At 61.4% G+C, this 18,929-nt stretch carries 18 protein-coding genes and 1 pseudogene; 11 read left to right on the top strand and 8 right to left on the bottom strand.

What is annotated here, in order from left to right:
- The first annotated feature begins 3 nt into the window (after positions 1-3).
- The 3 genes from QTL98_RS22165 to QTL98_RS22155 all read left to right on the top strand — a co-directional run bounded on the left by QTL98_RS22165 (position 4) and on the right by QTL98_RS22155 (position 3,237).
- Complete coding sequence (locus QTL98_RS22165; RefSeq protein ID WP_445682319.1) at positions 4-1,542, top strand: oligosaccharide flippase family protein; 1,539 nt, start codon at positions 4-6, stop codon at positions 1,540-1,542.
- A 98-nt stretch (positions 1,543-1,640) separates the two neighbouring features.
- On the top strand, positions 1,641-2,411 hold the full coding sequence (locus QTL98_RS22160; protein ID WP_445682318.1) for a hypothetical protein: 771 nt from the start codon (positions 1,641-1,643) through the stop codon (positions 2,409-2,411).
- 28 nt (positions 2,412-2,439) lie between these two features.
- Entirely contained in the window at positions 2,440-3,237 is a 798-nt protein-coding gene (locus tag QTL98_RS22155) for a metallophosphoesterase (protein WP_445682317.1), read from the top strand.
- A gap of 12 nt (positions 3,238-3,249) precedes the next feature.
- Here the strand turns inward: QTL98_RS22155 and QTL98_RS22150 are convergent, their stop codons facing one another.
- From QTL98_RS22150 to QTL98_RS22140, 3 genes are all read right to left on the bottom strand, one after another.
- Positions 3,250-3,948 carry a hypothetical protein gene (locus tag QTL98_RS22150; protein WP_445682316.1) on the bottom strand — a complete coding sequence of 233 codons (699 nt, stop codon included), beginning with the start codon at positions 3,946-3,948 and terminating at the stop codon, positions 3,250-3,252.
- Positions 3,945-6,197 (bottom strand): GumC family protein, encoded by a 2,253-nt coding sequence (locus QTL98_RS22145; RefSeq protein ID WP_445682315.1) that lies wholly within the window; start codon positions 6,195-6,197, stop codon positions 3,945-3,947. Before QTL98_RS22145 ends, QTL98_RS22150 begins: the two co-directional genes overlap by 4 nt.
- Before the next feature lie 82 nt (positions 6,198-6,279).
- Complete coding sequence (locus QTL98_RS22140; protein WP_445682314.1) at positions 6,280-7,695, bottom strand: sugar transferase; 1,416 nt, start codon at positions 7,693-7,695, stop codon at positions 6,280-6,282.
- Between the two features lie 234 nt (positions 7,696-7,929).
- On the opposite strand from QTL98_RS22140, the gene QTL98_RS22135 reads away from it, so the two are divergent.
- Positions 7,930-9,306: an outer membrane beta-barrel protein gene (locus QTL98_RS22135; protein ID WP_445682313.1), complete on the top strand. Its 1,377-nt coding sequence runs from the start codon at positions 7,930-7,932 to the stop codon at positions 9,304-9,306.
- 24 nt (positions 9,307-9,330) lie between these two features.
- Positions 9,331-9,921, top strand: a complete 591-nt coding sequence (locus QTL98_RS22130) for a polysaccharide biosynthesis/export family protein (protein WP_445682312.1) — start codon at positions 9,331-9,333, stop codon at positions 9,919-9,921.
- A gap of 39 nt (positions 9,922-9,960) precedes the next feature.
- On the opposite strand, the pseudogene QTL98_RS22125 reads toward QTL98_RS22130, so the two are convergent.
- Positions 9,961-10,158 (bottom strand): annotated as a pseudogene (locus QTL98_RS22125) (PLP-dependent aminotransferase family protein); the annotation flags it as partial.
- Between QTL98_RS22125 and QTL98_RS22120 the strand changes: the two are divergent.
- The 3 genes from QTL98_RS22120 (at position 10,081) to QTL98_RS22110 (ending at position 12,519) form a co-directional block, all read left to right on the top strand.
- Entirely contained in the window at positions 10,081-10,389 is a 309-nt protein-coding gene (locus QTL98_RS22120; protein ID WP_445682911.1) for an SDR family oxidoreductase, read from the top strand. The pseudogene QTL98_RS22125 and the gene QTL98_RS22120 overlap by 78 nt on opposite strands.
- A gap of 186 nt (positions 10,390-10,575) precedes the next feature.
- Positions 10,576-11,763, top strand: coding sequence for a MalY/PatB family protein (locus QTL98_RS22115; protein ID WP_445682311.1), 1,188 nt, complete (start codon positions 10,576-10,578; stop codon positions 11,761-11,763).
- Between the two features lie 45 nt (positions 11,764-11,808).
- Entirely contained in the window at positions 11,809-12,519 is a 711-nt protein-coding gene (locus QTL98_RS22110) for a hypothetical protein (RefSeq protein WP_445682310.1), read from the top strand.
- A gap of 60 nt (positions 12,520-12,579) precedes the next feature.
- On the opposite strand, the gene QTL98_RS22105 is transcribed toward QTL98_RS22110, so the two are convergent.
- Complete coding sequence (locus tag QTL98_RS22105; protein WP_445682309.1) at positions 12,580-13,503, bottom strand: LysR family transcriptional regulator; 924 nt, start codon at positions 13,501-13,503, stop codon at positions 12,580-12,582.
- Between the two features lie 83 nt (positions 13,504-13,586).
- Between QTL98_RS22105 and QTL98_RS22100 the strand changes: the two genes are divergently transcribed.
- The gene (locus QTL98_RS22100) at positions 13,587-14,441 is read left to right on the top strand and encodes an oxidoreductase (protein ID WP_445682910.1); all 855 of its coding nucleotides are present in this window, start codon (positions 13,587-13,589) and stop codon (positions 14,439-14,441) included.
- Between the two features lie 94 nt (positions 14,442-14,535).
- On the opposite strand, the gene QTL98_RS22095 is transcribed toward QTL98_RS22100, so the two are convergent.
- Positions 14,536-15,879 carry an aminotransferase-like domain-containing protein gene (locus tag QTL98_RS22095; RefSeq protein ID WP_445682308.1) on the bottom strand — a complete coding sequence of 448 codons (1,344 nt, stop codon included), beginning with the start codon at positions 15,877-15,879 and terminating at the stop codon, positions 14,536-14,538.
- A 185-nt stretch (positions 15,880-16,064) separates the two neighbouring features.
- Here QTL98_RS22095 and QTL98_RS22090 point away from each other — a divergent pair, with 185 nt between their 5' ends.
- Positions 16,065-16,307: a YjiS-like domain-containing protein gene (locus tag QTL98_RS22090; RefSeq protein WP_445682307.1), complete on the top strand. Its 243-nt coding sequence runs from the start codon at positions 16,065-16,067 to the stop codon at positions 16,305-16,307.
- A complete protein-coding gene (locus tag QTL98_RS22085; protein WP_445682306.1) occupies positions 16,304-17,083 on the top strand; it encodes a sulfite exporter TauE/SafE family protein in 780 nt (259 codons plus the stop codon). The genes QTL98_RS22090 and QTL98_RS22085 overlap by 4 nt, the downstream gene beginning before the upstream one ends.
- Here QTL98_RS22085 and QTL98_RS22080 read toward each other — a convergent pair.
- Both QTL98_RS22080 and QTL98_RS22075 read right to left on the bottom strand, forming a co-directional pair.
- On the bottom strand, positions 17,076-18,212 hold the full coding sequence (locus QTL98_RS22080; protein ID WP_445682305.1) for a serine hydrolase domain-containing protein: 1,137 nt from the start codon (positions 18,210-18,212) through the stop codon (positions 17,076-17,078). The genes QTL98_RS22085 and QTL98_RS22080 overlap by 8 nt on opposite strands.
- 12 nt (positions 18,213-18,224) lie before the next feature.
- Positions 18,225-18,824: an NADPH-dependent FMN reductase gene (locus tag QTL98_RS22075; RefSeq protein ID WP_445682304.1), complete on the bottom strand. Its 600-nt coding sequence runs from the start codon at positions 18,822-18,824 to the stop codon at positions 18,225-18,227.
- Between the last annotated feature and the right edge of the window lie 105 nt (positions 18,825-18,929).

Here is an 18,929-nt window from a genome sequence, read left to right as displayed (position 1 = left end):
AAGATGAAGCCTGAAACGGAGCAACCGCTCTCGGTGGGCCGTTCGCTGCGATGGAGCTATGTGAGCACCGGGCTCGGAGCCGTGCTGCAGCTGGTTTTTGCAGCTCTGCTGGCACGGTTGCTGACACCTGATGACTATGGCGTCATCGCGGTTGGAGCCGGCGCTATAAAATTCATCCAGTATCTCGTTGGCGCCGGCGCCGTCGCGGTGATTATCCGCAAGAGCGATTTCGACCCCACCAGAGATGCGGCGATCCTGTTCGCCAGTGGCGTTTTGATGAGTGCCGGTGTCGCCGCCGTGACAGCTGTCCTGATTTTTGTGGCAGGAGGTCTCTTCGGGGCGGCTTCCGATCCGCAGGTGCGCCTTGCCCTTGCGATGTTGTGCTTTGGGGGGCCGTTGTCCGCCCTCGGTCAGGTCTCAACCGGTATTCTGTCCCGCAATATGGCCTTTCGCCGCCTGGGCTTGCAAAATGTCGGTGCGCTCGTTCTCTCCCAGCTTCTGGTGGCATTGCCTGCGGCCTGGTACGGTCTTGGATACTGGAGCCTTGTGCTGGCTTATCTGGCCCAGACGGCCCTGACAGCATTGTTTGCCTTCCTGGCGGCCCCGCATCCCCTGTTGAGCCGGCAGCTCCTCAGCCCGCGTGCCCGCGGGATGCTGCGCCTCGCCGGCAGCTTTTCCATGATCCGGATCATGGACTCTGCCGGGCTTCATTTGCTGCCTGTTGTTCTGGTGCACCTTGCCGGCATCCAGGCCGCCGGTTTGTGGGACCGCTCCTTTGCCCTTGCATTCCTGCCGATGGATTTGGTTGTCATCGGCCTCGGCAGGGTTCTCTTTCCGGCCTACGGTACGTGGGGGCGTGATCGCGAACGCCTGCAGCAAGCCTGGCTGGCGATTATTGCTGTTGCTGCCTTGTTCATGGGAACGTTGACCGCAGGTATTGCCACTCTGGCCCAGCCTCTGGCGCTGCTTGTCCTTGGGCCGGTCTGGACGGCGTCAGGCCCGGTGATGAGTGCAGTTGCGCTCTGGGCGCTGATGCGCGGCCTTTCGGTCTTTGCCGGCGGGCTTATCGAGGCGACCGGGCGGCTGCATATCCGGGTCATCCATCAAGGATGTTATCTGGTCGCGCTGTCGGCGACCTTGTGGTTTTTCGATCCGCAAGGCGCTGCCGCCTTCGCGCTGTGCCTTTTTGCTGTCGACCTGTTTTTCCAGTCCGTGCTGCTTGTGCTGGCTGCCCGCGAGATCGGTCTTGGCGCAAGAACTGTGGCCAGCGTCCTTCTCCCGGGCGCAGGGGGTGCGCTGGTTGTTGCGGGCTCCTGTTACGGCGGCCTCAGCCTGCTGAGATCCGCCGGGGTGGAGGGATGGCTTCTGCTCATCCTGCCCTCGCTGATCGGCGGGTTTGCCTTCACGGTTGCCCTGTTCCTGAATCCCTCCAGCCGGTTGCGGCGATCGGTGGGGCAGTATTTCTTCGGTGGATTTCTGGGCTGGCCGTTGCAAGGTGAGGGCTGGCGTGCAGGCGCAATGAAGTATCTGATCCGGACCTGACTGTTTCCAGAGTTAAATATTTGAATTAGGACGTTGATAGAGCGCCGTTATCACTGTATTCCTCAATGTAGGGAATTCCTTGCGGGAGAGGGCCGGCGATGAACAGACTGGCTTTGGGTACGTTGCTTTGCGCGCTTGCTGCTGCGCCGCTGTCCTTTGTTGCGGTAGAGGCGTCTGCGCAGACGACCGGCGCGGCCGTGCAATTGCCGCCTGCTCTCCAGGCGGCGTTCCTTGCGGGCAACACCAATCAGATCGCGCAGGTGATCCAGGCGCTTTCTGGCGGCAACCCCACCCAGATGGCGGCCTTGTCCCAACAGGTAGTTGCAGCAGCAGAGCGGATTTTGTCGACTAATCCGCAGGCGGCAATTGCGGCTGCTGCAGCCGCTGTCCGTATTACGGGCGCGCAGACGGTGATGAATGCCGCACCGGCTTCAGTTTCCTCCGTGGCGGTTACCGCAGCGCGTATTCTTGTCTCTCCGGAAGTTCAGCGGGTCGCCCCGCAGCAGGTGGCAGATACTGCGGCGGCTGTGTCCCGCATCGTTACCAACCCGGTTGTCTATCAGGCATCGCCTGCCGCGGCTGTTGCAGTGATGGCCAATGCCTATAGCGCCGCCACAAGCCAGACAGTTGCCGCGGCGTCCCCCGGGGCTGCCCAGTCAGTTGCTTCCGTGCTGAACCAGGCAAGCGCCAACCAGTCTCTCAACGCAGCCAATCAGGCTAATTCGGCACAGATTGCCGAAATTCTGCGTACCCAAAGTGGCACGTCGCAGACCGTTACCGATCAGGGTCAGGATACGGCGAACAATAACAATCTTAACAATGTGCCGATAGAGCAGAACCTGCCCGATACCGATACCAGCCCGTCGTAATCGCTGGGGTTAGAGAACGCATTTTGTCGTGACCGGGTTCTGGAACAAACTTGTTGGCCGGTTCGGTCGCGCTGCGGATTCTACTGAAACAGAGGCTCCAATTCCCGGCCTGCCGTCCGGCATGGTGCTTTACGCCATTGGAGATATCCATGGCGAGGCTGTCCTTCTCGGCCGTATGCTGGACGCGATTATCGCCGATGCCGGGTACGTTGCCGATTGTGTGCGCAAGATAGTTGTTTTTCTGGGCGACTATATTGATCGTGGACCGGCAAGTGCCGCCGTCGTGTCGTCACTTGTCTCCCAGCCGCTCCCGGGATTTGAACACTATTTCCTGCGCGGCAACCATGAGCAGGTTTTTCTCGATTTTCTGAAAGAGCCGGAGGCCGCCAGCGACTGGCTGGGCTTCGGGGGAATAGCAACGGCCGATAGCTATGGCGCGGAAGGGATAGGCCGCCTTTCTGAGCCGGGCGGGGTTGAGGCACTGGCAGGTGAATTGCGCCGACGCTTGCCGGAAGAACATGCTCTCTTCCTGCAATCTCTGCGACATAGCGTGACGTTCGGCGATTATTATTTTTCCCATGCCGGCATCAGGCCGCAGGTAAGCCTCGAAAATCAGGATCCGCGCGACCTCATCTGGATCCGCGAGCCGTTTCTTAGCTGGAGACGTCCGCATCCCAAAATCATCGTCCACGGTCACACCATTGAGCCGGGACCTGTGCTCGGAGGCGTGCGGATCGGTATCGATACGGGCGCTTATGCGACGGGAATATTGACCGCTCTTGTCCTGAACGGAACCGAGCAGCGTATTTTGCAGGTCAGGCGTTGACCCGTGGCAAGATCAACCGCCGGCCTTCTGGCTATGAAGGAAACGAAACAGCCGGTCCATATCGGAAGCGGCGTCCGGATAGGGCGCCAGAGACGCCAGCACGATGCCCTCGCGCTGATATTTGACAGCCAGTTCAGCCAGTTCCCCGGACCACCTTTGCCAGTAGGCATAAAGGAAGCGGGAGAAGGCCTGACGGCCCTCCAGATCCATGTATGGCCACAATGTCAGCCCGCTCTGGGTTCGGATAAAGCGCAGCACCGGGTCGAAGACTCCGGTTTCAGCCGACATTCTCCAGTCTACCGCCGCCGCGATAAGATCATTGCGCCGGTAATCGACCGCGGCCAGCCGATGCCAGAGATAGGGGTCCATCGGCCGCTCTGAGAGGCTGCGCCTCATCAATTTCGCCGAGAGTTCATAGTTCTCCCGGGCTTCCCGGCTTCCCGTGGGTGCTGCCAGGGCGGCCTGCAGATAAGCCTCTCCTGCCTGCTTGAGCAGACGGGGATCTTGCGTGTTCCGATAGTCTGTCCGGGTAGCCTGCGCCGCCGGACCCGGGGAACTTGCCGTCGCCGAGGCCAGAACCGCGATCTCTCCCGGCAAATGCCACAGCCCTGCAGGCAGTAGGAACAGCGCGAAGACTAGGCTCACCAGCGCCTGCGAGGTCAGCAGGAACTCGGGGATGCGTCGCTTCGGGCTGTTCGTCGCCGGCATCATTTGGAGTAGTAGCCGCGATACTTGCCGCCGTAGTAGGTCGATTCTCCATAACCGTAGCGGGCGTGCTTGCGCAGATTGACACGGGTCAGCAGCGTTCCGGCCACCGGAACATGGGCATCACGCAGGATTTGCAGGCCAAGCTGCACACTGGCCCGGGGGGTCTTGTTCCAGCGGACACAGAACACCGCGCGGTCCGCGAGCTGGCCGAAGAGCTGGGTATCGGCAACCGGCAGGATTGGCGGACTGTCGATGATGACCAGATCATACTCGTTGCGCAGCCTGGCAACGAGCTGGGCCATCGCATTGGATGCGCCGGCGCTGATCGCATCCATGGAGGATGCGCCTTTGTTCAGCAGCAGATCGATGCCGGTGTCGGGATCCTTGTTAAGGGCCGCCTCCAGCGAGAACTCTCCACGCAACACTTCTGCAAGGCCGATTGACGGAGTAAGGCCAATCGCACCGGCAAGCGAGGGGCGCCGCAGGTCGGCGTCGACCAGCACCACTTTCATGGCAAGGCTGGCCGCCGTGCGCGCGATGGAGAGTGAGGTCAGGCTTTTGCCTTCTTCCGGCAACGCCGATGTCACGAGAACCACCTTGGGGGCAGGAGGCATGGCATGCTTCAGGCCAAACCACGCGATGCGAAACGCCTCGGCGAAGGAGGAGGTCGGTTTTTCCGTCAGGTAGCTGCCCGTACGATGGCCCGGCGTTGCCCTGACCTGCGGGATCTGGCCAAGCACCGGAAGGCCGGTCAACTGCTCCAGATCCTTGCGCCCGCGGATGGTGAGATTGAACTGCTCGACCAGCAGCACCAGCAGGGAGATGAGCACAAAGCCGGTGAGGCCTGCCGCCGCCGTCATCAGGCGTGTGTGGGGCGACGACGGTTGCCGGGTAGGCTGGGCGTCGGAAATGATCCGGGCGTCGGGCTGCTGAATCTCTTCCTGATCGCCGGTTTCCTTGAAGCGGGACAGGAAGGTTTCATAAAGCGTGCGGTTGGCCAGAGCGTTGCGCTCGAGCTCATGCAGCTGGATTGCCGAAACATTCTGCTGAAGAATTGAATCTTCAGAGCCCTTGACCTGTGACTGCAGGGTGCGCTCCTGCTCCTGCAGCACCGACAGTTCGCTGCGCATGCCCTGCAGAAGTTTACCGATCTCGATATTGATCTTGGATTCAATCTCTGCCTGCTCGGCGCGCTTCTTGATCATCTCGGGATGGCGTTCGCCATACCGGGAAGCCAGATCCGAAGCTTCGCGGGCGGTCGTGGCTTCCTGCTCCTTGAGGCGCTGGATCAGGGGAGAATCCATCATGTCATCAGTTGCATCCACGCCGTGTCCTGCCCTGATCAGGGCTTCGACGCGGGCAACGCGGGCCTGGAGCTCGGCCCGCTTGGACTGTGTGACAACGAGCTGGGAGTTCAGCTCCTGCAGGCGCTGCTGCATTGGCTGCTGCTGGTCCGATCCCTGAAGAATTCCGTACTGCTTGCGGTAATCCGCGACTGCCTCTTCAGAGCGTCCGACCGCGTCCTTGAGGGTGGCGAGACGATCTGTCAACCATGAGGTCGCGCTCCGGATGGCGTCGAATTTCGCCTCGAGCTGGGACGTCACGTATTTATCCGCCAACTCGTTGGCGATCCGTGCGGCTTTGGCTGGATTGTTGGAGCTGAAAGCGACGGTCAGGACCATTGATTGCGGAATGGAATCCGCCCGCACCCGCGCCTTGACGTTGTTGATCACTGTCTCGCGTATGGCGTCTGGCGAATTGGGATCAACTGTTTCAGCCGCTTCGCTGGCGTCGCCCTTCAGCCACCCAGAAACCCTGTCCTTGAATGCCGCGATCTGTTCGGCAATCCACATCGGCTCCTGCGCAGGGCGCAAGGCGGGGTTGAATTCCGGATCGTTGATGAGGTCGAGAGAGTCGACCACACGGCTCACGATCGAGCGCGACTGAAGTACTTCGACTTCGCTGGTAATCGCGTAGAGCTGGTTGGTCACGCGGGCGGAGAGTTGCCGCGCTTCCGGCGTTGCCGAGTTTGGCGCTTCGATCAGGACAGTTGCCGTGGAGGTATAAATCGGCTGGATACGGCTGACAAAGACCCAGGCGGCAATTGCAAAGGCGATTGTCACAAGGCCGATCAGGCCACGACGGCGCCAGAGCGTGCGCAGGATCTCTGTAATTTCAACATTTACCGCGGTGACGCGCCCAATCGCTCCACGCGTTCCGGCAATTTCCTCGCGGCTGTGCAAACCGTCCATCAAACCCTCTCGTCACACCGCTCGCGCCACGGGTCCGATCCTGTCCGGAGGTGGTCGCGCAGCCGCCAATGCGGGGATACCTCTACCACGCTCCCTTTCCCGTCAAGACCTCGCTGACGGTTCGGGCAAGAATGTAGAGATCCATCCATAAAGACCAGTTGCGTACATAATAGCTGTCAAGTCGCAGCTGTTCGCTGACTGGCAGGGTACTGCGGCCGGAAACCTGCACGAGCCCTGTAATGCCCGGCCGAACCTTCATCCGGAGATCCGCATCGGGATCTCCGCTCGGTCGCCAGTGATAATCAGGCAATGGCCGCGGCCCGACCACGCTCATTTCGCCGCGCAGTACATTGATGAACTGAGGCAGTTCGTCGATGCTCAGCCGGCGCATGAGTGTGCCGAAAACGGGGATTATCCGCGGGTCGCGGGCCAGTTTGCGGAAGCGTTCCCATTCATCGCGCGCCTGCGGGTTTGCTGCCAGATGCGCCTTGAGGCGCTCTTCCGCATCAGTTTGCATGGTGCGGAACTTGATGATCCGGAACGTGCTGCCATCAAGGCCGTGACGCTCCTGCGTAAAGAAGAGGGGCCCTGGTGAAAGCAGCTTTACGGCAATGGTTACTGGCACAACCACGGGCAATGACAAAAGAATGGCCGCTACAGAAAACACGATATCGAAGCAGCGTTTGAAAAGCCGGTTTGCCGGAACCAGAAGATTGCGCTGCATCTCGAGGCCCAGATGGGTGCCCATATCGCGCACCTGTACCCACAGGCTCTGCATCTCGGCCACGGCAGGCACCATGACAACCTTCGGGTAGGGAAGGTGATCAAGGCCCGAAATCGGATTTTTTCCGTCGGCAATAACGATGGCGAGGCCGACATTGGGCAGGGCCGGAGCTCCCAAAAGTGCCCGCTCCCCTTCGGCTACAGGCCTCCAGCCGAGTTCATTATGCTGCCTCAGGGATGCGATGATGGGCTGGCGCAAGGCTGCGGGGCCAAAAACAATGACCGGCGTTCCCCAGATGCCGGCCCGTGTCATGAGCCGGCGGGCTATGCTGTCCCAAAGGGGAATCGCAATGCTTACGAGGAACGCGGCGATCAGAAGGATGCCGCGGGACCATTGGCCGGCCTGGGCAAGATAATCGAAAACCAGCATGGCGCCGAATGCTGCAAAGATCGCCAGTATTCTGAGGCGCAGCCGCTCGATGGAAGTCTTTCCGTAGCCTGGATACAGCGAGGCAAAGCAGAAAGCGAAGGAAAGCGAGAAAACGGCGGCGTGCAATCCCAGATAGACTGCGGGGCCGATCCCGATCGGATACCAGGGAGAAAGCGCGGCCCGAATAAGGGTGGCGCAAATCAGACACAACTGGATGACAACTATGTCACTTGCCGCAAGCAACAAACCTGGCGCAAGTGGCCGCAGGAATGAAAATCTTCCAGTTTTATTGTGCAACTGCGTAATGTCGCTGACGGCGACAGTTCCTGTTTTAATTGCGTCCATGCCAGTCCGGCTTCATTCAAGGGTGATACGCGGATCCATATATGTACGTATGCTGCCGTCGGGGGAGTGGGGCATTTGCAACGCAATCGGCGAAAACAAGCTACGCCTTTGTTTTTTAATCGGCAACCGCTTGTCCCGGAAGAGTGCAAATGATAGGAGAAGTAACCTTAAGAAGACTTCATTACGCCGCCGGGCTTATGGTTGACCTCTTCTCCCTTTGGGAGAGGCCTTTAGGTGGCTAAAAACGACAAACATGGAGCATCGCGGATGCCGGGTAAGATATCGCCTTCTGCCGCCGCCTTGATGGCAGCGCTTGCCGTACCCCTGGTTCCAATGGTCTCCCATGCTCAGGCTGTCTCAGGTGCCGGCGCCTCCGCCGAGCCGGGGCGGGAAGTGTCAACCTCCAAGGTTGCCGCCAGTATTGACGCGACGGGCGAAGATCAGAGCAGCGCTGTCGACCAGGGTCTGGTTGCAAACCAGTACCAGCCCAAGGGCGTCAAGGTTGGCCAGTTCCTGATTTTCCCGGACGCCTCGCTCGCAGAAGCTTACGAAAGCAATATTTACGCGCTCGAAGACGACGTCAAAAGCGACTGGATCACCAAGATCAACCCGAAGGTCCGGGCTGAGTCTCAGTTCGCCCGTCATTCGCTGAATTTTGGCGTGGATGTCGAGCACCAGATCTATGCCAAGCACTCGGACGACGATCAGACCAACGTACGCCTCACCGGCGACGGCCGTTACGACCTGACCAGCAACACCGAACTGAACGTCTCGACTTTCGTTGGCTGGGTGCATGAAGATCGCGGTAGCCCCGATGCGGTGAATGGTAAGGAGCCGACGCCGTATATGCTTGCGAACCTCGATGCTGGCGGCAAAACCACCCAGGGGCAGTGGGTCTATTCGCTCTCCGGGAACGGTAAGCGTTACGACTACGACAATGTGACCACGTCGGCCGGCACGACGATCGACAACGACAACCGTGACCGTGACGAGTACAGCCTCACCGGCCGTGTCGGTTATGAGTTCGTGCCGGGTTATTTTGCCTTGGGCCAGTTGACCGGCAAGAACGTCTCTTACGATGATGCCGTCGATGCCGGTGGTATTGACCGATCGAGCAAGGGTTATAATGCGCAGGCTGGTCTGGGGGTCGATGTTACCCAGCTGATCCGTGGCGACTTCCTGGTCGGTTATTTCGACACGAATGTGGACGACCCGTCCGTTTCCGACCCTAGCGGCCTTTCGATCAAGGCGGTCTTCAACTGGACCCCGACCAAGCAGACGCTGGTTGTGCCGAGCCTCAGCCGCGAAGCGATGGAAACCACCAAGGGTGGTTCTTCTGCAATGGTGCGAACCGGCACCTCTGTTCTGGTCCGGCATGAGCTTCGGCGTAACATCATCGTCTCCGGTTTTGCCGGGGTTGACCATGATGAGTATGAAGGCCTCGATGGCGATGCATGGACGTATCAGGGCCGCGGCAGCGTGACCTATGCCTTCAGCGAAAACCTCTATACGGGCCTTGATCTTTCGCTGCGCGACAAGCGCCAGGACGACAACCTTGGCACGGACTACACCGATACGGTGGTCATGGCGCGTATCGGCGTCCGGATGTGATGCCCCTCGGCACTGAGGTATATTGTGATTTCGTTTAACTTCCTGCGACCGCTCCTGGCGCTTGTTCTTTGCGCGATCGGTCTTGCCGCCTGTGGTGGTCCCAACCGTACCCTGCCCACTGAATGGGCGCCCAAGCAGATTTCCGGCCCGGACGCCGGTTATCTGCTTGAGCCGGGTAACCGGGTCCGGGTCACGGTTTTCAATGAACCGGCAATGTCCGGTGACTTTGTGATCGATCCCAACGGCAGTGTGGCCATTCCACTGGTTGGTAACATACGGGCCAGCGGGCTGACTGCAACGGATCTGTCCAAGCGGGTTGAAGAGGCGCTGGTCGCGGGCACCTTGCTGAAGGACCCGCAGGTTTCCACCGAAGTTCAGACCTACCAGCCGTTTTATGTGCTGGGCGAGGTGCGGGCTCCCGGGGAGTTTGCCTATACCAGCGGGGCGACTGTCCTCAGCGCCATTGCGCGGGCGGGGGGGTATGACTATCGCGCCCGTCAGGGTGAAGTGGCACTTATCCGCCGTGTCAATGGCAAGCAGGAGCAGTATCGCGCCGATGAAATGACGCCGATCCTGCCCGGCGACATCATCAGGGTCCTTGAGACGCTTTACTGATGTCAGGCGCCGGAGCGGGTTTCCCCTCCGGCGTTTTACTTACTCCGTAAAATTAAAATCTTCGGCCGGCGCCTTCAGGATCGCGGCAAGCGTGCTGAGGCCGCTGTCGAGCTGGTCCATCGGCGGGGAGGCCAGCGCCAGCCGGACGGCGTTCGGGGCATGGCCCGGCGTAACGGCAAAGGTTGTCGACGGGGTGAGGGCGATGTCGCGGCGGGCTGCGGCGGCAACGAGGTTCTGCCGGGCCGCATTGATACCGACCGCGTGCGCGAACTGGATGAAGGCCGTGCCCAGCGCAGCGGCATGGAACTGGATGCCGTACAGCAGGCGGCCCGCAACGAGATCCCCGCCGGCCGCTATGGCCAGCCGGAAGAGTTCGGCGCCACGGTTGCCTTCCTCGCCAGCCAGCAGGCAAGCTACATTACCGGCTCGATGATCCGCGTTGATGGTGGCGCTACGCGCGGCCATTGAGCGAAGTTTCTTCTCCCGCTGGTGGGGAATTTTTTAACCTCCCCATTCATGGGGAGGTGGCGCGCAGCGCCGGTGGGGGTGTTGACGGGCCGGATTATCCAAAGTGCCGGCAAGCTGCACCGCCCACATCCCCCTTCGCCGCAATGCGGCACCTCCCCCGCGATCGGGGGAGGATTTTGTAACCGAATGAGCAACCCGATACCCTACGACAGCAAGGCCCAGCCGGCTTACGATTTCGATACCGTGATTGACCGTCGCGGCACCGGCAGCGCCAAGTGGAACCGTTATCCCGGGGACGTGCTGCCGATGTGGGTGGCGGACATGGACCTGCCGGTGGCGCCGGAAATCATGGCGGCGATCGCCAGGCGGGCGGCCCATCCGGTGATGGGCTACGGCGTCACCTCTGCCGAACTGCGCGAGACGCTGGCGGCGGAGATGATGACCCGGTACGGCTGGGAAGTGTCGCCGGAAGCCATCACCCTGCTACCGTCGGTAACGCCCGGTTTCAGCATGCCGCTGAAGGCGTTTTCGGCGCTTGGCAAGAAGGGCGGGGCGGGCAAGGGCGTGCTGGTGCAGACGCCGATGTATCCGCCCATCCTGGCGGCAGCCGGCCACTGGAACCTCGAGCGCCACGATGTGCCGATGGTGGATGGCGGCGCGCGCTGGGAAATCGACCTTGACGCTTTCGGCAAGGCGGCCGGGAAGTCCGCGGCCTTCATCCTGTGCAACCCGCATAATCCCACCGGCCGCGTCTTCGGCCGCGAGGAGTTGCTGGCAATGGCGGAAAAATGCCTTGCCGCCGGCACGCTCATCATCGCCGACGAAGTGCATTGCGACCTGCTCTATGACGGCCGCCGCCATGTGCCGATGGCCTCGCTGAGCCCGGAGATTGCCGAGCGCACCATCACCATCATGGCTGCCAGCAAGACCTACAACATCGCCGGCCTCAAGACCGCCTTCGCCATCATCCCCAATGCCGAACTGCGCCGGGAATTCGAGGCCTCGCGCATGGGCCTTGTCGACAGCGTCAACGTCATCGGCCTCGATGCCACGCTGGCGGCCTACCGCCATGGCGGCCCGTGGCACAAGGCACTCATCCCCTATCTTCAGGCCAACCGCGACTATCTGGTGGACGCGGTGAAGACGCGCCTGCCCGGCATCAGCCTCAAGACGCCGGAAGCCACCTTCCTCGCCTGGCTCGACTGCTCCGCCCTTGGCCTTGCCGATGCCTATGCCCACTTCCTGGAGAAGGGCAAGGTCGGCTTCAACCCCGGCGCCGACTTTGCCGACAAGCGTTTCGTGCGCCTCAATTTCGGCTGCAGCCGAAAGACGCTGGAAGAGGGTATACGGCGGATGGAGACGGCGCTGGCCTGAGCCTGGCTTTTAAAAGTCGCAACATTCCGGGGGTGTGTGCCATCGATGAGCGACGTGACTTTCTTCGAGACTGATCTTTTCATCCCCGCTTACCGGTCGATCCGGCGCGGGGAATGGGAGATCCTCATCTCCGAACTGAATTTCGCCGGTGGGTACTGGAGTGACGCCGTCCTCGTGAGGAACATGGCGGGTCTTATCCGCGATGGCTCCACTTGGATGTCGATGACACCGATGGAAATAGAAAGCCAGGAGATCGGTGTGCGGCTTTCCCGTGGAGATGTGGTCATTCTCGGCATGGGAATGGGATGGGCCGCTGCTGTGACCGCGCTGCGGGATGAAGTGAGCAGCGTGACTGTTGTTGAGCTTGATGCGGATGTTCTCGCTCTGCACGAGGAACTGAATATTTTCAGCCAGTTGCCTGAAGCCGCACGGCAAAAAATCAAGATCGTCCAAGCCGACGCGCTCACCTACCGGCCAGAGACGAGTGTAGATTTTATGATGGCGGATATTTGGTTGCGGCTAAGAGCGGAAGATTGGATCAGCGAAGTAGCTCGGATGCAGTCAAATATCGGAGCGCAAGCCATCTATTTCTGGGGTCAGGAATTGGAAATTGCCCGGCTTGGTCTGGCCGCGGGTGAGGAACTTAACCCGGAGGGCATTGAAAAAATTATCGCAAGAACGGGGCTCCCGCTGGTGGGGCCGGAGTATCCTGGATACGCGTCGCTTCTAAAGCGTGTTGTTTCCAGGCACGGTTGAAACCCTTTGCAAGGTGAGAGCGGCTGTAACAATGTCGACTAGGACAGTCGTAAATCACCTTTATCCAGCGGTTTGTGTACTCTGTCTGGATGAGCGCAACGCCTGATTGAAAGCAGCCAGTACCGGCCTCATTTGCCGACGGGATGGATAGTAGAGATGAAATCCGGGGAATGACGGTGTCCAGTCCGCAAGCTTGCGGATCAAGCGCCCCGATTTCAGATGCGGTGCAACTTCATGTTCCAGAAGATAGGCAACGCCAAGCCCGTCGAGTGCCATCTGGAGCATGAGGTCCGGTTCGTTTGTGGTAACCGGGCCGTTTACTGGAATGGCAAGTGCCTGGCCCCTTTTCTCGAACTCCCAAGAGTAGATCATATTGCCGGCAACCAGCCGGTAATTGATGCAGCGATGATGCGCGAGATCCCCGGGGCTGCCGATTGCTGCCGATCTGGCCAGATATTCCGGGGAGGCGACGACCGCCATCTGTAAATCAGGCCCGACCCTGAAGGCGATCATGTCCTGCTGCAGTTTTTCGCCCAGCCGGATCCCCGCATCAAAATTATCCGCCACGATATCGCGGTATCCGTAGTCGATGCTGAGTTCCACCGTTGCCCTGGGGTGCTCTGCGGTGAATTTCGGCAGGACAGGGCGGACGACGGCCTCATAAGCCTGCCGGGTCAGGGTCAGCCTCAGCGTTCCGGAGATCGTCTCCTGCTCTTCTCCCAGCCGTTCGAGAACGTGCCGGATGCTGTCAAGAGCGGGCCCCAGTTCAAGCAGGAGCATTTCGCCCGCCTCGGTGGCCGACACACTCCGGCTGTTACGCTGCAATACACGATAACCAAGCTGCGCCTCCAGGCGGCGGATCGTGTGGCTGAGATTGGATGTCGATGTCTTGAGGCTGGCGGCAGCCCGGGTGTAACTGCGCAGGCGCGCGACTGCCGCGAAAGCGGCAAGGTCGTCGAGGCTGGCCTGATCATGAAATTTCATTCAACGCCTCTTGATGTCCATCCAGTATAATCGAACGATATGGTCGGCACTATTTTCGGATCGTCAATCAAGGAGAAGAGATGATGATCCCGAAAAATGAAGCCGTATGGTTCATCACCGGCTGTTCGCGCGGCCTTGGCAGGGCCATCGCCCGGGAGGTTTTGAAAGCCGGATACCGCACTGTTATTACGGCGCGCCAGAGTGCTGATACTGCGGACCTGATCGAAGGTCATGCCGGCAGGGCGCTGGCGCTTGGTCTTGATGTAACGGACAAGGCGCAGATCGACGCGGCCGTCACCGCCGCCATCGCGCATTTTGGCCGTCTCGATGTCCTCGTGAACAATGCCGGTTATGGCTATCTCGCCGCTATCGAGGAGGGTGAGGATATAGAGGCAAGGGCCCTTTTCGAGGCAGACCTGTTCGGGCCGCTTGACCTGATAAAGGCCGTTTTGCCGGGCATGCGGGCACGGCGGCAGGGCCATATCGTAAACATCACCTCCATCGGCGGCCTGATCACCTTCCCGGCGGTGGGTTATTACCACATGGCCAAATTTGCTCTGGAAGCCTTGTCAGACACGCTCGCAAAGGAACTCGCCCCGCTGAATATCGGTGTTACCGCCGTTGCCCCGGGCGCCTTCCGGACAGAGTTCCGCGGACCGGCCTCGATGAAACAGTCGGCCATCATTCTGGAGGACTATGCCGAAACAGCGGGGAAAGTGCGCGCCGGGACGCTTGCCGGCCACGGCAAACAGGCGGGAGATCCCGCCCGGGGAGCGCGCGCGATTATCAAGGCTGTCGAGGCGGACCGGCCCCCAGTCCACCTTCTGATCGGCGGCGATGCCCTCGACCAGTATCGCCAGCGGATGGAGAGCCTTGATCAGGAGTTGAAGGCCTGGGAAGCCGTGACCCGCAGCACTGATCTGCAGGATATCGCCTGACCGGCTGGCGGCATCGGGTGCAGCCCCGGCAGGCCCTGATGCCGCCGGCAATCCGGGGAGGGGCAGGAGGAGCGAGCGCCGCGCTTTCTCCGGCCTATTCCGTGAAGTGAAAATCCTCTGCCGGAGCATTGAGGATGGCGGCAAGGGCGCCAAGGCCGGCCTCAAGCTGGTCAATCGGGGGCGATGCCAGCGCCAGCCGCACGGCATTGGGGGCATGGCCGGGAGTGACGGCGAAGGTTGTGGACGGGGTGAGGGCGATGTCGCGCCGGGCGGCGGCCGACACTAGATTTTGCGAGCGCCAGTGGGGCGGCAGGGTCAGCCACAGATGATAGGCATTGGGGTTTGCCTGAATTTCAAAATTGGACAGCAGCCGTGCTGCCAGTTTCTGCCGTTTGCCGGCGTCAATTCGTTTGAGGCGGGAAAGCTCGCTGGCAACACCCTCTGCAATCATGCGCTCGGCAGCCGCAAAAGCAAAACCGGATGCCGTCCAGCCACCGGAGCGCACCGACGCCATGATGCTTTCGCGCAAGGCCGGCGGCGCGACAAGAAACCCGATAGCGAGGCCCGGCGAGGTTCGTTTGGACAGGCTGTCGATTGTAATGCACCGGTCCGGCGCCAGCGCCGCCAGCGGCGCGGCATCATCGAGAAAGCTGTAAACGCTGTCCTCGATCACCGGCAGGTCCAACTTTTCCGCCATGCGCACAATTTCGGCGCGGCGGGCGGGGGGCATGGTCATGCCCAGCGGATTTTGTACATTCGGCTGCACATAAAGTGCAGAAAGCCGTGCTTCCCGATGTGCCTTTTCGACGGCGTCGGGCCTCAATCCCTTTTTATCAAGCGCCAGCGGCACCAGCGAAATGCCTAGGCGCGAGGCAATGCCCTTGATGAAGGGGTAGGTAAGCGCCTCTACCCCGCAGCGACCGCCAGTTGGTACCAGTGTTGTGAGCGCCGCCGCAATGCATTGCCGGCCATTGCCGGTGAAAACCATCTGGTGCGGGGAGGGGGCCCAGCCATCCCGTGCCAGAAAAGCAGCAGAAAGCGCGCGCATTTCCGGTGTACCGACACTGGTCGCCTGCCGCAGAGCGACATCAAAGCCGCCGGATTTTTGCAGGTTTTCTAGGCATCGGCCAATCATCGCCGTCTGCCCCGGCAGGATGGGGTAACTGAATTCAAGATCGATACGGGCGCCGCGGGGCTCTCCCGGCGCAGCAGCACCCCGGCGGGCGGTGCCGGAAATAAAGGTGCCCCGACCAACCTCGCCGACCACCAGGCCCCGGCGCAGCAACTCGGCATAAACCCGGCTGGCCGTCGAAACCGCGATCTTGTGCTCATAGGCAAAGTCACGCTGCGGCGGCAGGCGGTCGCCGGGTTTGAGCGTGCCGTCGGCAATCGCCGCGGCAATGCTGTCGGCCAGCTTCAGATATTCCGATTGGGACATTAATTGCACCGAGAGCAATGTTTAAATTGCACTGACTATTTTATCGGAACAATCTTGCTTCATCAACCCGATTGCTTCGGGTTCGCCAAGTTTCAACAAGGTAGCAGGCAGCAGATCCGGTGTGCGAGCGGGCACCCGGGTCAACGGTGCCTTGTTGCCGAAAGCGCGCAAGAAGGAGAGCGCAGATGTCAGCCCCGTCCTCAGCCGTCCTCCACCCCGTCCGGCGCAGGAGCCTGCCGGCCCTGCTGCTGAGTGGCCTTGCGGCCTGTTGGCGCCTGACCCGCCGCTATTTTGCCCGCCGGGCCGCGATTGCCCATCTTCAGGAACTCGAGAGTTACTGTCTGACGGACATTGGCCTTGAGCGGGCGCAGATCGAGGCGGCGGTACGGGGCGTGCCGCTCGACATCGGCCGAAACCGCAGGAGATGACGGGTGCACCGGCCCTGCCGGAGTTGACGGCGCTGACCATAACAGTCGCCGTCGCCGGTGTGTTTCTCATCTGCTTCATGCGGGGTGCTTTTGGGGGCGGGTTTGCCATCATTGGCATCCTGCTGCTGTCGACCGTGATGGACCCGGTGACGGCCGGTGGATTGCTGGCGCCGCTCTTGGTGGTGATCGACCTGTTCGCGCTGCGTTACTACAAACCCTCGACCTGGTCGAAGCCCGATCTTGTGCTGCTTCTGCCCGGGCTCGTCGTGGGGATCGGGCTTGGGTACCTGTTGTTCCGCTTCCTCGATCACCGTGCCATCTCCATCGTGATGGCGGTCATTACCCTGGCATTCGTCGGCCTGTGGTTCGCAGGAGGGGGAAAGGTTCGCAGTCGGGCCCGGTCGTCGCCCAAGGCGGTTGGTGCCGGTTTCGCTTCTGGCATCACCACCATGGTGGCGCATTCCGGCGGGCCGCCGCTTGCCATGTATCTTTTGCCGCTCGGCCTTACCAAGGAGGTTTATGCCGGAACCACCAGCCTGTTCTTTACCGTCGGCAATGCCACCAAGGCGCTGCCCTGGCTGCTGCTGGCGCGGCCAGCGGGCAGCGAGTGGGTCTTGATGGTGATCTGTGTTGCCGCTGTGCCGGCCGGTGTGGGGCTCGGCTGGCGCTTTCAGGGGCGGCTCGACCAGCATCAGCTTTATCGTGCCTGTTACGGGCTGCTGGTTGTGGTGGGGGTAAAGCTGCTGTGGGACGGCGTTGCCGGTTATCTCAACTGACGCCGGCGCCCGGATAGAAGGCGTCCCGGATGGCCAGCGGGTAGGTGCCGTCGCTGCCTTCAAGCCCGGTATTGGTCATCGCCACCACCGTCAGTTCCGCCTCCGGGTCGATGAACCAGCTATGGCCATAGATGCCGCCCCAGCGCACGGTGCCGGGCCCGCAGGGCGAGGCCGCCTCCGCCGGGGAGGCGAGCCAGGCGCCGAGAGTACCAAATTGCCAGCCAGGGCTGACTGCGAAGGGCAGTTGCGGTGTCAGATTCGAGAGTGCCAGGGCCCGGGTGTCGGGCCGTTCAAAAAGTTGTCCGGTCCGCAGGGCTTCCAGCAGGACGACAAAATCACCCCCGGTGCCGGCCATGCCGCCGCTCGCCGATTGAAAGACGCAGGGCGCCAGGATCGCCTGCGGGAAATATTCAGTGATCCCGCCCCAAGGATTGCCGATCCGGTGACGGGGCGTCATACGTTCGCCGCCCTGCGGCCCGTCGGCGTAAGCAGCGGCAAGCCGTGCCGGTTCTGTTACGCCGAAGGCGGTATCGCGCAGGCCTAACGGGCCGGCTACATAGCGCTCGATCACGCCGGCAAGGTCGCTGCCATTCACCCGGCACATCGCGGCGGCCAGCACTTCCAGCGCGCGGGAATAGCGCCAGCGGGTGCCGGGTGGAAACAGAAGCGGCACCGCCGACAGGGCAGTGACCAGAGCGCCTGCATTCATCTCCGGTTTGACCGGAAGGGCATCGGGTTCCGGGTCGCCGGGAAGGACATCGCCGATCCCGGCCGTATGGGCGAGCAGATGAACCAGGCGGATAACCGGGCGTGAGCCATCGGCAAGAGCCGGGTGAAACTCCGGCAGATAGTTCCGGATATCGTCCTCAGGCCGCATCAACCCCTTGTCCACCATGGCCAGGAAAGCCGCTGCCACAATCGGCTTGGTGAGGGAGGAGAGGCGGAAGATGGTATCGATGGCCATGGGCCGCGATGCCTCGCGGTCCGCCAGACCCCGGCTGCCTTGATAACAGGGCTGGCCACGCCTGAAGGCAACCAGCACCGCGCCCACGATCTTGCGGGCATCAATTGCCGCATGGACGATCCCATCCAGACGTTTGGCAAGGGCGGTGGCGGACGACGGCGTCACTGCGGGAGCCGCTCAGTAGGGCGTGCCACCGGCGCGCTCTGCCTTCAGCGCCCGGCAATACCAGAAGAATTCATCCAGAAACCGGCCGAGCTGCCGGGGGAGGCGGTCGTTGAGCGCGGTGCCATCTTCGGCGAGGGCACTGCCAATCTCCGGCACGGTAAAGAGGCTCGGTATACTCGGCATGCCAAGTTCCGCCAGCGTCATGCGCAGCTGCATGGCGGCGCGCACCCCGCCAAAGCGGCCGGCCGAATAACAGGCGATTGCCGAGGGACGCCAGAAATACTCCTCCAGAAAATGGTCGAGCATGTTTTTAAGCGCCGGCGGAATGCCGTGGTTATATTCGCCGCTGACGATAAGAAACCCGTCCGCCCGCCGGTAGAGCGCCGCCAGTTTCTCCATCACCGCCGCGGCCGTGCCGGCCGGATATTCCTTGTACATGCGGTCCAGCAGCGGCAACTGGTCTTCCAGCGGATCGACCAGCACCGGTTCGTGGCCGCGCGCCTCCAGCGCTGCCATCAGCAGCCTTGCCGCCCGAATGCCCTTGCGGTCCTGCCGCACCGAGCCGAGCAGGACGGGAATGGTGAGCCGGGGTGGGGTGGCGGTATCGGTCATCGCGGGATCGGTTGCCTTCCGGGCAGGAGATAGCCTCTATCCCTAAGGTAGGGCGAGAGCCCGCGGCTTGAACAGGCATGCCGGGTCCTTTATCGCCTCTCCGCC

This window comes from Radicibacter daui, assembly GCA_030657355.1.
In the GTDB taxonomy this organism is placed as follows: Bacteria; Pseudomonadota; Alphaproteobacteria; order Radicibacterales; family Radicibacteraceae; genus Radicibacter; species Radicibacter daui.
This window is presented reverse-complemented; position numbering and strand designations above follow the sequence as displayed.

Excerpts from the sequence above, each read along its gene's own strand:
- QTL98_RS22140 (WP_445682314.1), bottom strand. The coding sequence starts at position 7,695 with ATGGACGCAATTAAAACAGGAACTGTCGCCGTCAGCGACATTACGCAG.
- QTL98_RS22105 (WP_445682309.1), bottom strand. The coding sequence starts at position 13,503 with ATGAAATTTCATGATCAGGCCAGCCTCGACGACCTTGCCGCTTTCGCG.
- QTL98_RS22075 (WP_445682304.1), bottom strand. The coding sequence starts at position 18,824 with ATGACCGATACCGCCACCCCACCCCGGCTCACCATTCCCGTCCTGCTC.
- QTL98_RS22120 (WP_445682911.1), top strand. The coding sequence starts at position 10,081 with ATGGCCCGGCGTAACGGCAAAGGTTGTCGACGGGGTGAGGGCGATGTC.
- QTL98_RS22150 (WP_445682316.1), bottom strand. The coding sequence starts at position 3,948 with ATGATGCCGGCGACGAACAGCCCGAAGCGACGCATCCCCGAGTTCCTG.
- QTL98_RS22085 (WP_445682306.1), top strand. The coding sequence starts at position 16,304 with ATGACGGGTGCACCGGCCCTGCCGGAGTTGACGGCGCTGACCATAACA.
- QTL98_RS22165 (WP_445682319.1), top strand. The coding sequence starts at position 4 with ATGAAGCCTGAAACGGAGCAACCGCTCTCGGTGGGCCGTTCGCTGCGA.
- QTL98_RS22160 (WP_445682318.1), top strand. The coding sequence starts at position 1,641 with ATGAACAGACTGGCTTTGGGTACGTTGCTTTGCGCGCTTGCTGCTGCG.
- QTL98_RS22090 (WP_445682307.1), top strand. The coding sequence starts at position 16,065 with ATGTCAGCCCCGTCCTCAGCCGTCCTCCACCCCGTCCGGCGCAGGAGC.
- QTL98_RS22110 (WP_445682310.1), top strand. The coding sequence starts at position 11,809 with ATGAGCGACGTGACTTTCTTCGAGACTGATCTTTTCATCCCCGCTTAC.
- QTL98_RS22100 (WP_445682910.1), top strand. The coding sequence starts at position 13,587 with ATGATCCCGAAAAATGAAGCCGTATGGTTCATCACCGGCTGTTCGCGC.
- QTL98_RS22115 (WP_445682311.1), top strand. The coding sequence starts at position 10,576 with ATGAGCAACCCGATACCCTACGACAGCAAGGCCCAGCCGGCTTACGAT.
- QTL98_RS22095 (WP_445682308.1), bottom strand. The coding sequence starts at position 15,879 with ATGTCCCAATCGGAATATCTGAAGCTGGCCGACAGCATTGCCGCGGCG.
- QTL98_RS22145 (WP_445682315.1), bottom strand. The coding sequence starts at position 6,197 with ATGGACGGTTTGCACAGCCGCGAGGAAATTGCCGGAACGCGTGGAGCG.